General features: G+C 40.8%; 13 protein-coding genes. 9 read left to right on the top strand and 4 right to left on the bottom strand.

The features are described 5' to 3' along the window. Positions 1 to 164 precede the first annotated feature (164 nt). From msbA to C9J41_RS00360, 5 genes are all read left to right on the top strand, one after another. Entirely contained in the window at positions 165 to 1,922 is a 1,758-nt protein-coding gene (gene msbA / locus C9J41_RS00380) for a lipid A ABC transporter ATP-binding protein/permease MsbA (protein WP_107205753.1), read from the top strand. Continuing rightward, positions 1,922 to 2,956 carry a tetraacyldisaccharide 4'-kinase gene (lpxK, locus tag C9J41_RS00375; RefSeq protein WP_107294083.1) on the top strand — a complete coding sequence of 345 codons (1,035 nt, stop codon included), beginning with the start codon at positions 1,922 to 1,924 and terminating at the stop codon, positions 2,954 to 2,956. The genes msbA and lpxK overlap by 1 nt, the downstream gene beginning before the upstream one ends. Continuing rightward, a complete protein-coding gene (locus C9J41_RS00370) occupies positions 2,937 to 3,116 on the top strand; it encodes a Trm112 family protein (protein WP_006645988.1) in 180 nt (59 codons plus the stop codon). The genes lpxK and C9J41_RS00370 overlap by 20 nt, the downstream gene beginning before the upstream one ends. Further along, positions 3,116 to 3,862: a 3-deoxy-manno-octulosonate cytidylyltransferase gene (kdsB, locus tag C9J41_RS00365; RefSeq protein ID WP_107261675.1), complete on the top strand. Its 747-nt coding sequence runs from the start codon at positions 3,116 to 3,118 to the stop codon at positions 3,860 to 3,862. The genes C9J41_RS00370 and kdsB overlap by 1 nt, the downstream gene beginning before the upstream one ends. A 158-nt stretch (positions 3,863 to 4,020) precedes the next feature. Next, on the top strand, positions 4,021 to 4,749 hold the full coding sequence (locus C9J41_RS00360) for a potassium channel family protein (protein ID WP_107205756.1): 729 nt from the start codon (positions 4,021 to 4,023) through the stop codon (positions 4,747 to 4,749). 33 nt (positions 4,750 to 4,782) lie between these two features. On the opposite strand, the gene C9J41_RS00355 is transcribed toward C9J41_RS00360, so the two are convergent. The 4 genes from C9J41_RS00355 to elyC all read right to left on the bottom strand — a co-directional run bounded on the left by C9J41_RS00355 (position 4,783) and on the right by elyC (position 8,440). Beyond that, on the bottom strand, positions 4,783 to 5,019 hold the full coding sequence (locus C9J41_RS00355; protein WP_107205757.1) for an RNA-binding protein: 237 nt from the start codon (positions 5,017 to 5,019) through the stop codon (positions 4,783 to 4,785). Between the two features lie 170 nt (positions 5,020 to 5,189). Further along, positions 5,190 to 5,549: a ribosome hibernation-promoting factor, HPF/YfiA family gene (gene hpf, locus C9J41_RS00350; protein WP_107205758.1), complete on the bottom strand. Its 360-nt coding sequence runs from the start codon at positions 5,547 to 5,549 to the stop codon at positions 5,190 to 5,192. A gap of 349 nt (positions 5,550 to 5,898) precedes the next feature. Then, positions 5,899 to 7,287, bottom strand: coding sequence for an L-cystine transporter (locus C9J41_RS00345; RefSeq protein ID WP_107294082.1), 1,389 nt, complete (start codon positions 7,285 to 7,287; stop codon positions 5,899 to 5,901). Between the two features lie 325 nt (positions 7,288 to 7,612). Then, a complete protein-coding gene (elyC, locus tag C9J41_RS00340; protein ID WP_107290405.1) occupies positions 7,613 to 8,440 on the bottom strand; it encodes an envelope biogenesis factor ElyC in 828 nt (275 codons plus the stop codon). Positions 8,441 to 8,559: 119 nt separating this feature from the next. Here elyC and cmoM point away from each other — a divergent pair, with 119 nt between their 5' ends. From cmoM to mukB, 4 genes are read left to right on the top strand one after another with little or no spacing between them, the layout of a single operon-like run. Further along, on the top strand, positions 8,560 to 9,393 hold the full coding sequence (gene cmoM, locus C9J41_RS00335; protein ID WP_107205761.1) for a tRNA uridine 5-oxyacetic acid(34) methyltransferase CmoM: 834 nt from the start codon (positions 8,560 to 8,562) through the stop codon (positions 9,391 to 9,393). Further along, entirely contained in the window at positions 9,390 to 10,712 is a 1,323-nt protein-coding gene (mukF, locus tag C9J41_RS00330; protein WP_107245429.1) for a chromosome partition protein MukF, read from the top strand. The genes cmoM and mukF overlap by 4 nt, the downstream gene beginning before the upstream one ends. Next, the gene (mukE, locus tag C9J41_RS00325) at positions 10,693 to 11,436 is read left to right on the top strand and encodes a chromosome partition protein MukE (RefSeq protein WP_005367158.1); all 744 of its coding nucleotides are present in this window, start codon (positions 10,693 to 10,695) and stop codon (positions 11,434 to 11,436) included. The genes mukF and mukE overlap by 20 nt, the downstream gene beginning before the upstream one ends. Next, positions 11,436 to 15,899, top strand: a complete 4,464-nt coding sequence (gene mukB, locus C9J41_RS00320) for a chromosome partition protein MukB (protein ID WP_107294081.1) — start codon at positions 11,436 to 11,438, stop codon at positions 15,897 to 15,899. The genes mukE and mukB overlap by 1 nt, the downstream gene beginning before the upstream one ends. Positions 15,900 to 16,125: the final 226 nt, after the last annotated feature.

The following is a 16,125-nucleotide window of genomic DNA, read 5'->3' as shown; positions in this document are numbered from 1 at the left end:
TGTCCTTTTTTCAATTTAGGATGTTCATCGCTTGGGTAAAGAACACTTATTGCTGCTTTTTTTTACGCTAAAGATAAATTTTTCAAAAGGATGAGATACAAATTTGGTAGAGAAGGAAGTTAAGGGTAGAATATAAAAACTGTATTAGTAATAAATTGGTTTTCATGACTCAATTAACAGAAAAATCATCAAGCGAAACGTACAAGCGTTTATGGCCCTACATTAGCATTTATAAAGCAGGCCTTGCTGTTGCAGTGATCGCTCTTATCATCAATGCGATTGGTGATACCTTATTGGTTTCAATGATCAAGCCACTGCTTGATGAAAGCTTTGGTGGATTAGACAAAATTGATTCTAATTTCCTAGCGATGATGCCAATCTATTTAATTGGCTTAATGATAATGCGTGGTGCAAGTGGCTTCGTAGCAACTTACTGCTTATCTTGGGTATCAGGCAATGTTGTAATGAACTTACGTCGTCAGTTATTCCAACACTTCATGAAAATGCCTGTTTCATTTTTCGATAAAGAATCTTCAGGGGCATTGTTATCTCGTATTACTTACGATTCAGAGCAAGTTGCGTCAGCTACCAGTAGTGCATTAGTGAGCATTGTACGTGAAGGGGCATCTATTATTGGTCTAATGGTATTGATGTTCTGGAATAGTTGGCAACTATCCGCAATTTTGATTGTGATTGCCCCTGTTGTTGCAATCAGTATTCGTATTGTATCAAAGCGTTTTCGTAAAATTTCACGAAATATGCAGGATGCGATGGGGTCTGTGACGTCATCTGCTGAGCAAATGCTAAAAGGTCACAAAGTCGTATTAAGTTACGGTGGTCAGCAAGTAGAAAAAGAGCGCTTTGATAAAGTGAGCAATCAAATGCGTCGCCAGACCATGAAGCTTGTTTCTGCTCAGGCTATTTCAAACCCCGTAATACAGGTCATAGCGTCTTTTGCTCTTGTCGTTGTATTAATTTTGGCAAATACGCCATCTTTACGAGCGGAACTAACACCAGGTACGTTTGCCGTTATATTTGGTTCGATGTTCGGCTTGATGCGTCCATTAAAAGCGCTTACAAGTGTTACTTCTCAGTTCCAACGCGGTATGGCTGCTTGTCACACCCTGTTTGAATTAATGGATTTAGAAACCGAAAAAGACAATGGTAAAGTTGAAGTTAAACGTGTGAAGGGTGATGTAGAGATTAAGAATGTAACCTTTACTTATCCGACAAAGGACACTCCAGCATTGCGTAATGTGAGCTTTAGCATACCGGCAGGTAAAACATTAGCATTAGTCGGTCGTTCGGGTTCTGGTAAGAGTACCATTGCAAACTTATTGACGCGTTTCTATGACATTGAGTCAGGTGAAATAAACATTGATTCGGTTGAAATTCGAGATTACAAACTTTCCAATCTTCGTAACCAAGTGGCGGTTGTTTCTCAAAACGTACACTTATTTAACGACACTATTGCAAATAATATTGCTTATGCAAGTGAAGGTGCATACAGTCGTGCAGATATTGAACGTGCAGCTGAACTGGCTTATGCGATGGACTTTATCAAAGGCATGGATAAAGGCTTAGATACTATTATCGGCGAAAACGGTGTCAGTTTATCGGGCGGTCAACGTCAACGTCTTGCGATTGCTCGTGCGCTGTTACGTGATGCGCCTGTGTTAATTCTTGATGAAGCAACATCAGCACTTGATACTGAATCTGAGCGCGCAATTCAAAGTGCCTTAGATGAACTTCAAAAAGACAGAACGGTACTGGTAATTGCTCACCGTTTATCTACGATTGAAAATGCCGATCAAATCCTAGTAGTAGATGATGGTGAAATTGTTGAACGCGGTACTCACGCAGAGCTAATTAGCCATGATGGTGCATATGCACAACTTCATCGAATTCAGTTTGGTGACTAATGGCATCCCTTATTGAAAAAATGTGGTTTCAGCATCCGCCTAAAGGGGGGATGCTGTTACTTTACATTCTGCTTTGGCCTGTATTTAAACCCTTAAGTTTTTTATTTGGGGTGATTAGCCAACATAAAATACGACAATATTCTGCTGGTAAAAAACAAGCGTATAGCGCGCCTGTACCTGTTGTTGTGGTTGGCAATATTACTGCGGGTGGCAATGGTAAAACGCCTGTTGTCGTGTGGCTGGTGGAACAACTACAAGCGCAAGGTTTAAAACCGGGTGTGGTTTCTCGTGGTTATGGTGGTAAAGCGCCGCATTATCCCTATTATGTTGAAGCGACAACTAGCACTGATATTGCAGGTGATGAACCCGTACTTATTCAACGAAGAACGAACGCCCCCGTTGCTGTTGCACCTAAACGCAGTGAAGCGGTGAAGATGCTATTAGATCACAATGTAGATGTGATCATCACTGATGATGGTCTTCAGCATTATGCATTGGATCGTGATATTGAAATTGTTGTGATTGATGGTCAACGTCGTTTTGGTAACGAGCATTTATTGCCACTGGGGCCATTACGAGAAACCTGTGAGCGTTTAGATAGCGTTGATTTTCTGATTTGTAATGGTGGTTCAGCGCAAGCAAATGAAGCATCAATGACATTAGTCCCAACCGATTTAATTAATGTGAAAACAGGTGAGCGTTGCTTGATAGGTGACTTAAAAGATATCGTAGCTATTGCGGGTATTGGTCATCCTCCTCGTTTTTTTTCTACCCTAAATCAATTAGGCGTAACCCCTGTTTTATGTCAGCCTTTTGCTGATCATCAAGCATTTGAAAAACAAACATTGTTAGAGTTAGCCCATCAAGGGCAGCATTTAGTAATGACTGAAAAAGATGCCGTGAAGTGCTATGCGTTTGCTGAAGATAACTGGTGGTATTTACCCGTTAATGCAGATATCGCTCAGCCTCAGGCAACAGACATTATTAATAAGATCATTGAGGTAAAGGAAACGTATGGATCATCGTCTGCTTGAAATCGTTGCTTGTCCTGTATGTAAAGGCAAGTTGAGTTACGATAAAAAAAATAATGAGCTGGTATGTAAATTTGATCGTTTAGCTTATCCTATTAAAGATGGCATTCCAGTTTTACTTGAGCCAGAAGCACGTACGTTAAGCTCTGACGAGGTTAAATAATGACATTTACCGTTATTATTCCTGCGCGCTATCAATCTACACGTTTACCGGGTAAACCGTTGGCAGATATTGCAGGTAAGCCAATGGTGCAGTGGGTTTACGAGAAAGCGATAAAGTCCGGTGCCGATCAAGTGATTGTTGCAACGGATGATCAACGCATTGTTGATGTGGTGAAAGGTTTTGGTGGTGAGGTGTGTTTAACACGCACAGATCACGAATCTGGTACCGAGCGTTTAGCCGAAGTAGTTGAGAAATATCAATTAGCCGATGATCATATTGTTGTTAATGTGCAAGGGGATGAGCCACTTATTCCTGACACTATTATCCGCCAAGTTGCTGATAATATTGCGCATAAAGACGCACCTATGGCGACATTAGCGGTAGAAATTGATCACTATGATGAAGTATTTAATCCAAATGCTGTAAAAGTTGTTACGGATAAAGATGGTTATGCATTGTATTTTAGCCGTGCAGCCATACCTTGGGATCGTGATAATTTTGCCAAGCAGCCACGAATTGTGCATCATAATTTACTTCGTCATATTGGTATTTATGCATACCGTGCAGGGTTTATTAAAACCTATATCAATTGGGCACCAAGTGCACTTGAGCAAATAGAGTCTCTAGAGCAATTGCGCGTGCTTTGGCACGGAGAAAAAATCCATGTTGATGTGGCAATTGATGCACCACCTGCGGGTGTAGATACGCCAGAAGATCTGGAGAAAGTTCGTCAGTTCGTGGGTTAAAAATGCAATAACAGATAAAGCCTAAACAGAGTTTAGGCTTTTTTATTTGTCTTGATTATGGAATAGAGATCAGGCTTTATATCTATTAAATACAAAGTCGTAAGTAACAAGTGTTACAGTGATAACGTCACTTGGTTTAACGAATGAGGAAATAATCCATGGCATTTATTAAGAAGTTATTTTTAAGCCAATGGAGCACTGATTTTCGCTACGTCAAACCTGCGATAAAAAATCAAAATGATCATGTAAAACAAGTCTGGAATGATGAAAAAGAAAATACATTTGGCATCGAGAGATTATTCAAACTTTTTCTTGTTCTATCATCTTATATTTTTCCTGGGCTGTATATTCGACATATCTCTGGTAAGTTTGGATTATTAGCAAGGAAAATATGTTCAGAAGTTTATGTTATTCTTAAATTAATAACACCGATACTGATCTTTAATTTTAATCTTGAATCATCACCATTCTCTATTTTATTTATATCTTATTTACTATTAGAAACGTTGCTTTATTTATTAAGTATCATTTTTCTTTCAGATATCTATAGCCCGCCAATATCTAAAAAACGTTCATTTTTAATGTTAGTTATTAATTATATCGAAGTCTGCTTGGGGTTTGCTGTTTTATATAAAGCGACAGGTGGAGTGAGCAATCTAGTCTCAAATTTTGATGCGATATATTTTAGTTTTATTACGGCGACAACAATAGGGTATGGGCACATGGCACCAATCGGACATGATGCGAAAGCCTTGGTGATATTACATGCAATGTATAACTTTATATTTATAGGTTTAATTTTAAGCAATTTTGCTATTAATATCACTTATAAAGATAGTAGCTACAGAGTAAAGGATAATAAAAATAGTCCGCGTAAAGCTGATTAACAGGGCAATGTATTGCCCTGTTAGATAGACTTTTTACTGTGCTGTTTTTACACGGATACGACTTTTGTCTACCATCGTTTCATTTAAAGCTTTCATCGCACGGACTGCTTGTTGCTCATCGTCCATTTCTAAAAAAGCAAAGCCTTTTGACTTACCTGTAATTGTATCTAAAACAAGGTTACAGTTTCCTACTTTGCCAAACTCTTCAAAAATTTTACGAATTTGGATTTCAGTGGTGCTACGAGAAAGGTTACGAACTAGAATTTTCATTTAGAGATCTTTTATTTGGTGTGTTTTACTATTTTAACACGAAAAATATCGAAGAGAGGTATATGGCGGAGTAAGAAATGAGGAATACAGATATTTCTATTACCTATATTGAAAAGCGATCACCGAAATAAATGATGTAAAACAGTGACCGCTTTTAGTGGCAAGATGATTTATAACTTAGCTAACGTTTCGTCTTCTTCTTTAATTAAGTTTTCTTTCTCTTTTTGTGCTTTTTCACTGAGGTGAGCTTGTGGTTTTTCTTTGTGCTTAATGACTTGACGCTCTAGACGGTCAAAGGCTTCGTTGAATGCATCGATTAGCTCATTAGCTTCACCAGTAGCGTCGATTTTACCTAGGTTAGACTTAGTTGCGATTTCAACAGTAAACTTACGGCCTTCCTCAAGTTTCATAAATACATCTTTGCTTTGGAAAGTAATTTTGAATTTATCAAACTTAAAGAATGCTTCTTTAATATGTTGTTCTAGGTAGTCTGGAAGTTCAAAACCGCGTGCTGTAATTTTAATGCTCATAATAAGTTACTCATAATGTGTTGGAGTTTATGCTTAATAAGACTAGTCTAAAAATTATTATCTAACGTGATCTATGTCACATTAATTACCATAAGAGGATTTGTTAAAAAGAGGAAGGTCTTGATTGCTTAATAAGCAATTTATAGTGATGGTAATAATGAAAAATAAAGTATTTATCGAATAAGAATGAAAAAAACACTATTTATTAAAATTAAATAATAAATAGTGTTAATGAAATGTAATTTTTATGTTTTTTACTAAAAAAGTAATCTTTGATTGAAAAGTGAAAAACTAAAAAAAAGTGAGATTTTTATTTGTTAATACAAGAGTAATCATAGCTAAATTATGTTTAAGCGTGTGTGTCAATAACGTTTGGTTGTTTCTCTTTATCTATCTCAGTCGCTTTATTTAAGCCTAAAATACGAGAAGTAATAGTTCCTGCCGTCATTGAGCCACTAACATTTACTGCAGTTCTTCCCATATCAATTAAAGGCTCAATCGAAATTAACAAGCCTGCAAGTGCAACGGGCATACCTAATGTTGAAAGAACGATAAGAGCGGCAAATGTCGCACCACCTCCAATACCTGCAATCCCAAAAGAGCTGACGGTTACAATGGCAATAAGGGAAATCATAAAGCTGGGATCTAATGGATTAATGCCCACTGTCGGCGCAATCATTACGGCAAGCATTGCTGGATATAACCCCGCACAGCCATTTTGTCCCATCGTAGCGCCAAAGGAAGCAGAGAAGTTAGCAACCGCATCGCCATTGCCAAGCGATTTTACTTGAGTATCAATGTTTAACGGAATTGTGCCTGCACTTGAACGCGAGGTAAAAGCAAACGTTAGTACGGGTAAAATTTTCTTGAAAAAGCGCAGAGGATTGACCCCAACAAAGCTAACGAGTACTAAATGTAATACCAGAATTGACCCAAGGCCAACATACGATGCGATAACAAAATTCAATAAACCTAGAATATCGTCGTAGTTAGAGCCAGCAACCACTTTCGTCATTAATGCCATCACACCATAAGGTGTTAAGCTCAGCACCATACGTACGAGTGTACGAACAATTTCTTGGGCAACATTAACAAACTTTTCAAAGCTAGCGCCTAACTCTGGGTTTGTTTTAATTACCGTTAATCCCGCCATGCCAACAAATGCAGAGAAAATCACAACGGCAATCGTAGAAGTAGGACGCGTACCCGCTAAATCAGCAAAAGGATTAGAAGGGAAAAATGAAATTATCATGTCGGCAAACGACACATTCGCAATACTGCCCAAGCGTGTTTGTAATGCTTCGCCACGGGCAATTTCACGCGCACCTTCAACAATACCATCAGCTGTCAAACCAAATAGGTTAGTGATCATTATGCCGATTAAAGCAGAGATTGCTGTTGTTGCTAATAAAATACCTATGGTGAGAAATGATATTTTACCCAGCGCACTTGAATCCTTAACCTTAATAATTGCGCCAATGATAGAAACCATAATGAGTGGCATAACAATCATTTTTAACAGGCTGATATACCCAGCCCCAACAATATTAATGTACTCAAGGGTGTCACTAACGACAGGAGTTTGTGGGTGATATAACCACTGTAGAGCAGCGCCAAATAAGACACCGAGAATTAATCCGGTAAAAACGCGTTTTGACAGGGTGCTATCGGTACGTTGCTGCTTAATCAACAAGGCGATCAGTACCGTAAAGACGGCTAAATTTATAATTTGGTACATACTGCTAACCTTTAAATTATCAATATAATAAAAACGAGAAAGCAATTATTTGCAGTTAAATAAACTGATGCTTGTAAAATTTAGAAATTAAAATGTTAAGCAATTATTGTTTCTCATTGGAGGGGAATCATAGTGGCTAACGCTTTTTTCAGATACATTTTTTATGACGTTTTTTAGCTTGATTGTTTTATATATATAGCTTTTAGTTATATGTGTTTGTGATAATACGTTGAGGACTACTCAGAAAAGTAAAGAAAAGTAAGTGATGTAGGCAAAAAAAAGCCCAGTAATGATTTACTGGGCGATAAGGGCATTTTATATGGTTTTAGCCAGCAACTGTTAACGCATCCGCACTATCATGATTGTTTCCATCCGTGCTTTGTTCTTTATGGTTAGCAAGAAATGTACGCAATTGTTGCCATAAACTCCCTAGTTTTTCATGCCAATAACGTTCAGTTTGGTTTAAAAACTGCGAGCTTGGCGCGTAGCGTATCCAAGGTTGTTTAATTTTGTTCGTCGCTAAAAAGTTAGTCGGTGCTGGAATTGGATACAGTCCAGCTTGATGAAATTCATACAAGGCTCGCGGCATATGGCTGGCTGAAGTAACAAGTACTAAGCTTTTATCACCAACAACAGAAGCAGCTTGATGCGCTTCTTCCCAGGTATCTTTCGCTGTTTCCAACAACAGAATATCCGATTTACTCACTCCCAATGCTAGGGCGACTTTAGCCATCATACGAGCTTGACTGATATTGGTTCCACCACCGTAACCGGAGAGGATTATTTTAGATCCCGGATACATTCGCGCAATACGAATACCTTCAACTAAACGCATTAACGCAGTACGTGAAAGTTCTGAGGTGATAGGAAACGTTTTATCGATCACATGACCACTACCAAGCACCATAACAAAATCGATAGGTTTAGATGAACCGACAAAAGCGGGATATTGTTGCTCTAATGGTCGCAATAAACTCGTAGAAACAGGCTGAAAAGAGACGGCAAAAATACCTAAAAAAGAGAATGCAATAATTCCCGAAGCGAGTTTTTTCTTACGCGTAAACCATAAAAACAATAATCCAATAACCCCAATGATCAGCAGTGCTGGGAGGGGCATAAGGAGTGTTGCGATTAATTTTTTTAATTCAAACATGAAATGTAGTCCGAAATTTCAGCAGTTGAGCTTGAAAAAGCATCACAAGCCTTTATTCCTTTACTGCTTGTGAGAAAATGAGTCACTTTTTAGATTCGCTATCATAACGTAAAGCAGCCGTGATCAAAGACCGAAATTTTGATGATTTAGCGCAAAAGTTCGCTGAAAACATATATGGCACAGCAAAAGGGCAAATACGACAAACTGTCGTATGGCAAGATATTGAACAAATTCTTACCTCGCTTAGCAGTGTATCACCTCTTACTGTATTAGATGCAGGGGGAGGTATTGGACAATTGTCACAAAAAATTGCATCACTTGGACATCAAGTAACGTTATGTGATCTTTCTAGCGAAATGTTGACATTAGCTCAACAAGAAATTGCTAAAAACGGTTTGCTTGAGCAATATCGTTTTGTGCATTGTCCTGTGCAGGAAATTGATGAGTTCATATCTGAACCTGTCGATTTAATTTTATTTCATGCAGTAATGGAATGGTTAGCTGAACCAATCGAGGTACTTACTGGTCTATTAGACAATGTGAAACCAGGCGGTGCCATTTCCGTGATGTTTTATAACTATAACGGTCTACTGTTTAAAAACTTAATTTGCGGTAACTTGACTCATATTGAGCAAGGAATGCCACATCGCAAGCGCTTTAAATTACAGCCGCAGCAAGGGATAAAACCAGAAGATGTTTATCAGTGCCTAACCGATGCAGGGTTTGAAATCATGGGTAAAACAGGGGTGAGAACCTTCCATGATTATATGCAAACTTTCCGTGTAGGTGACTACAGTTTTGAACAGGTTCTTGAGATGGAGCAGAAGCTTTGCCGTCAAGAGCCGTTTTTGTCGTTGGGGCGTTATATTCATGTGTATGCCCGTAAGCCTTTTGCGAAAGAAACGCACACAACAACGACAAACTCTAATAACAGCAATAAGGACAAGGGATGAGTGAAGTTACCCAGACGGTTCCCGAGTTGGTTAACTGGGTAAAGCAAAACGATTTTGCTTTAAACCTACCAACGGAACGGCTGGCGTTCTTGTTAGCCATTGCCGTTTTAAGCGGTGATCGCTTTGATGAAGAATTAGGGGAAGGAGAACTGGTTGACGCATTTCGCATCGTAAGTGATATGTTCGGCCAATCCAAAGAAACCCTGGCATTTCGCGCCAACAACGCCATTAATGAATTGGTAAGACAGCGATTAATTTCACGCTTTACTAGTGAAGTAACTGATGGCGCTAGTATTTATCGTTTAAGCCCATTAGCGTTAGGCATTACTGATTATTACGTTCGCCAACGAGAGTTTTCAACACTCAAGCTATCTATCCAGTTAGCAATGGTGGCAGACGAAATCAATAAAGCAGCAACGGCGGCACAAGAAGACGGTGATGAAAAACACTGGCGTCAAAATGTTCATGCCGTATTGAAATACTCAGTAGCTGAAATATTCGATCGCATCGATTTAAACCAGCGCACCATGGATGAGCAACAGCAGCAAGTCAAAGTCGATATTGCTGAATTGCTAAACCAAGACTGGCGCGCGGCAATCAGTAGTTGTGAGCAGTTACTTGATGAAACGTCTGCGACGTTAAAAGAGCTTCAAGACACACTACAAGCGGCAGGCGATCAGCTACAAACGCAGTTACTGACGATTCAAGAATCCACACAAGGTCGTGATGATTTAGATTATGTTGATGGGATGGTGTATATCCTTCAAGCAAAACTGGATCGCATTATCAGTTGGGGTCAGCAAGCGATTGATTTATGGATTGGCTACGATCGCCATGTCCATAAGTTTATTCGTACCGCGATAGACATGGACAAGAACCGTGCATTTAGTCAGCGTTTACGCCAGTCGGTTACTGATTATTTTGATGCGCCATGGTTATTGACCTATGCAGATGCTGAACGTTTATTAGACATGCGTGATGAAGCATTAGTGCTTCGTGACGATGAAGTAACAGGTATTGTTCCCGCTGAGATGGAATTTGAAGAGCTCGACTTAGTTAATGATATATTGGCAGAAAAAGTTGCAGCAATGCTAAAAGCGCACAAATCGACAGGCGCACCCATCAACCTAAGCTCACTGCTCAAAGATTATTTGGCTCAACATCCATTTGCCCAGCATTTTGATTTGGCAAGAATCGTGATTGATCAAGCAGTAAGAATGGGATACTCAGAGGCTGACTTCAATGCAATTCAGCCTGATTGGGAAGCAATTAACGAATACGGAGCCAAGGTACAAGCTCATGTCATTGACAAATATTGAAGAATTCATGCCGGAAAATTTAGCAAAAGCGATTGCTAATCCACTTTTCCCCGCACTGGATAACGCGCTCCGTTCAGGTCGCCATATTTCTAGTGAAGATTTAGATAACCATGCCTTTTTGATCGAATTTGAACAAGAGCTCGGCATGTTTTACAAGCGTTACAATGCAGAATTAGTCCGTGCGCCAGAAGGCTTTTTATACCTTCGTCCACGTTCAACCTCATTGATTGGTCGTTCTGTATTATCAGAAATCGACATGCTGGTGGGTAAAGTGTTGTGTTTCCTTTACCTAAGCCCAGAGCGTTTAGCGCACGAAGGTATTTTTACTAACCAAGAGTTGTTTGATGAGTTAGTGACATTAGCAGATGAACAAAAGCTAATGAAATTAGTGACTAACCGCGCAACAGGTTCCGATCTTGATCGTGAAAAACTGTTCGATAAAGTGAAAACATCATTGCGTCGTTTACGCCGTATAGGGATGTTAATTCCAATTGGTGATCACGGTAAATTCCGTATTAGTGAAGCGGTATTCCGTTTTGGTGCCGATGTACGAACAGGTGATGATATGCGTGAAGCGCAGCTACGCTTGATCCGTGACGGTGAAGCCGTTGTGCATCATCAAGAACCAAGCCAATCAAGTTTGCTCGACGATATCGAACAAGACAGTCAAGAATCACTTGAAAATGCAGATGCACAACAAGTGGAACAGGAGAGTAGTATTTAATGGAACGCGGTAAGTATCAATCGCTCACCATGGTCAACTGGAACGGCTTCTTTGCTCGTACCTTTGACATTGATAATTTGGTGACAACGCTTTCAGGTGGTAACGGTGCGGGTAAGTCAACAACCATGGCTGCTTTCATTACCACACTCATTCCTGATCAAAGCCTGCTTCACTTCCGAAATACAACGGAAGCGGGAAGTTCAAATGCCTCACGCGATAAAGGTCTTCACGGTAAACTGAAGCCGGGGGCCTGTTATGCAGCGCTTGATGTGGTTAACTCGAAAAAGCAACGCATTATCTTTGCTGTAAAATTACAGCAAGTCGCGGGTCGTGATAAGAAAGTCGATATTAAGCCTTTCTTAATTCAAGGCTTGCCTTCAAACATCAAACCCACTGATGTGTTAATTGAAACGCTATCAGAAAACCAAGCGCGTGTTCGCCAGCTTAATGATGTTAAAGACATTGTTGCACAATATGAAGGCGTGCAATTTAAAGCATTTAACTCGGTAACTGATTACCACGTTCAAATGTTTGAAATGGGCGTGTTACCGAAGAAATTACGTAACAGCCAAGATCGTTCTAAGTTCTACCGCTTAATTGAAGCATCGCTATACGGTGGTATTTCAAGTGCGATCACACGTTCATTACGTGATTACCTATTACCGCACAACACCGGTGTTAAAAAAGCCTTCCAAGATATGGAAGCGGCACTGCGTGAAAACCGTTCGACATTAGAAGCGATCAAACTGACTCAGCGTGACCGTGACTTGTTTAAGCATTTGATCTCTGAAGCAACGAACTATGTTGCTGCCGATTATATGCGTCATGCTAACGAGCGTCAGAAGAAGCTAGAGCAAACATTAAGCTTACGTGGTGAGCTAATGGGCTCACGTCAAACCTTAATCGATCAGCAGTCTACGTTTAATAACATGACCGCAGAGCTGAATGAATTGACCGAGCAAGAAGGCGCGTTAGAGCAAGATCATCAAGCTGCATCAGATCACCTACAGCTAGTACAAACCGCAGTCCGTCAAGCTGAGAAAATCGAGCGTTACAAAGAAGATCTTGAAGAGCTAACAGAGCGTCTTGAAGAGCAGGTCATGGTGGTTGAAGAAGCGGCAGAGCAACTTGCGATTGCCGAAGAACAATCACAGCTAACGGAAGAAGAAGTTGATAGCTTAAAAACCCAGTTAGCCGATTACCAGCAAGCATTAGATATGCAGCAAACCCGTGCATTGCAGTACCAACAAGCGGTACAGGCATTAGAAAAAGCACGTGATTTGTCTGGCGATCATCAAATGCTACCTGATCAAGCGCCACCGTATCTTGCGCAACTTAAACAACAGCAAGATACCCAAACAACAGCATTATTAGCCCTTAAACATAAACTGGATATGTCGTCAGCGGCGGCGCAACAGTTTGATAAAGGCTTAGCGATCATTACCACCATTGCCGGTGCCGTTGATCGCGCAAATGCAAGTAACAAAGCCCGTGAATTGATTGATCATGGTCGTCAATTACGTGCGATTTCAGATCGTGGTGAGCAGCTAAAAGCGCAATACCGTGATTTAGAGCGTAGCGTGCGTAGTCAACGCCAAGCGGTTGAATTAGCTGAAACGTATACCAAGAAATTCGCCACCACATTAGATAGCGAATTAGCGTTAGTTGAAGAACAAGCGCGCCATGAAGCAACGCTTGAAAGCCTAGAGCAAGATCAAGCAACGCTGGTTGAGCAACGCAACGACATGCGCCATGACGAGCAACGTTTAGTCTCTCGTATTACCGTATTAGAATCGCAAGCACCAACATGGATTGCAGCTTCTGATGCGCTTGAAAAATTAGCAGAGCAAGCCAATGCTGATCTTTCAAGTAGCCAAGCGGTGATGGATGCAATGCAGCTAACGTTGGATAACGAGCGTGAAGCTTCGCGTCAACGTGATGAATTAGCCGCACGTAAGAAGCAACTTGACGCTGATATTGAGCGTTTAGCACAGCCTGGCGGTAGTGATGACTCACGTTTACGTGGCCTAGCCGATACCCTTGGCGGTACGCTGTTATCTGAAGTTTATGATGATATCACTATTGATGATGCGCCATATTTCAGTGCGATGTACGGCCCTGCTCGACACGCGATTATTGTTCCTGATCTTAGCGGCATTAAAGAAAAATTAGTCACACTAGATGATTGTCCAGATGATCTTTACATCATCGAAGGTGACGCGGATTCATTTGATGACAGTGGCTTTGATGTTGATGAACTCGAAGATGCAGTATGTGTTCATTTAAACGATCGCCAACTGCGTTACTCACGTTTCCCTGAAATGCCACTATTTGGTCGTGCAGCACGTGAACAACGTTTAGAGTTCTTACGTGATGAGAAAGATCAAGTTGTAGAAGATCACGCAAAAGCATCGTTTGATTCGCAAAAACTTCAGCGTTTGTACCAAAGCTTCAATAGCTTTGTAGCCACCCACATGTCTGTGGCATTTAATCCAGATCCAGAAGTAGAATTAAAGCAAGCACGTGATCAACGTAACCAAATTGCACGTCAGTTATCAGAATCACAAGCGCAAGAACAACAACAGCGTAGCCAGTTAGCGGCAGCACGTGAAGGTCTTGCATTATTGGGTAAATTAAACCCAGTAGTAACACTGCTTGAAGATGACACCCTAAGCGCACGTTTTGAAGAAGTTGAACAACAACTTTCACAAATGGATGAAGCACGTAACTACCTTGACCGTCATGGTAAAGCGTTAGCCGAGCTTGAAACATTAGTGTCTTCGCTGGACGCTGATCCCGAGCAATTCGATGCGCTACAAGCTGATTACGAAGCGGCAGATAAGAAGCTACAAGAGCTGAAAACCCTGATCTTTGCGGTCGCTGATTTGGCCGAACGCCGTCACTACTTTAGCTATGCCGATGCGGTAGAGCTACTAAGCAAGAGCTCAGAGTTAAACGAGCAGCTTAAAGCGAAACTTGCAACCGCAGAACAAGCCCGTGGTCGCAGCCGTGAAAGCTTAAAACAAGCGCGCGCACAAGCAAACCAGTACAACCAGTTAATGGCGTCACTGAAGAGCTCGCACCAAGCGAAAATGGAAACCGTTCAAGAATTTGAACGTGAACTGCAAGAGCTAGGTGTACGTGCAGATGTTGAAGCTGAAGAACGCGCGCGTATTCGTCGTGATGAACTCAATGAGCGTTTACACAGTTCACGTAGTCGCCGTAGCCAGTTAGAAAAATCAACCACCTCTATCGAACTTGAAATGAAGTCGTTAGTGAAGCGTTTACGTAAAGTGGGTAAAGATTACCAAGACTTCCGTAAGTTAGTGGTTAACGCGAAAGCGGGTTGGTGCGCGGTATTACGTTTAGCACGTGAAAGCGATGTTGAACGTCGTTTACACCGTCGTGAAATGGCATATATGTCGGCAGATGAACTACGTTCACTATCGGATAAAGCGCTCGGTTCACTGCGTCTTGCGGTTGCGGATAACGAAGATTTACGTGATGCATTACGCGCGTCAGAAGATGTGACGCGTCCTGAACGTAAAGTTCTGTTCTACATCGCGGTTTACCAGCATCTACGTGAGCGTATTCGTCACGATATTATTCGTACTGACGATCCAGTAGAAGCTATCGAAGAAATGGAAGCAGAGCTGGGACGTTTAACCGAAGAGCTAACGGCGCGTGAACAACGTTTAGCGATCAGTTCAGATTCCGTTGCGAATATTATTCGTAAAACAATCCAGCGTGAGCAAAACCGTATTCGTATGCTAAACCAAGGCTTGCAAAGTATTGGTTTTGGTCAGGTAAATGGTGTGCGTCTAAACGTTAAAGTACGTGATACGCACGAATCGCTACTTGCAGGACTTGTTGAGAATAAAGATCAACATAGCGATCTATTCGGTAATAACCGTTTATCATTCTCGGAAGCGATTGCGAAGTTGTTCCAACGTTTGAATCCACATATCGATATGGGTCAACGTTCACCGCAAATCTTGGGTGAAGAGCTGTTAGATTACCGTAACTACCTAGAGTTAAGCATTGAAGTTAACCGTGGTACAGACGGCTGGCTACAAGCGGAATCAGGCGCGCTATCTACGGGTGAAGCGATTGGTACAGGTCAGGCAATTCTGTTAATGGTTGTTCAGAGCTGGGAAGAAGAATCGCGACGTTTACGTGGTAAAGATATCATTCCTTGTCGACTCTTGTTCTTGGATGAAGCGGCACGACTTGATGGTAAATCAATCGCAACATTGTTTGAGTTATGTGAACGCTTAGACATGCAGTTACTGATTGCGGCACCGGAAAATATCAGTCCTGAAAAGGGGACAACCTACAAACTGGTACGTAAGATTTTCAAAGATCGTGAACACGTACACGTGGTAGGTTTACGTGGCTTTGGTAATACACCAAAACATGAAAAACCAATCCAAACAGTCTTAGATATCGACACGATAGACTAACTTTTCGTTAAATATCGCAAAAAAGGTCAGCAGAAGTGCTGGCCTTTTTTTATATCTAAAACAAAAGGTTAGATAAAAAATAAGGTTGTAAAAGATAAGAAAAAAATGTGATCGAATTGGCTTTTTAACAAGCTTGAAAATTAAATGTAAAAGCATTGTCTATAATTCACTTTAAGCACTGGAAAAGCCTATTAAGAATAATAAGGCTTACTAATAAGTGAGAGAG

The organism is Photobacterium sp. GB-50 (assembly GCF_003026755.1).
Lineage (GTDB): Bacteria > Pseudomonadota > Gammaproteobacteria > Enterobacterales > Vibrionaceae > Photobacterium.
Note: the sequence above shows the minus strand (reverse complement) of the source record. Positions and strands in the feature narration are given on the sequence as shown.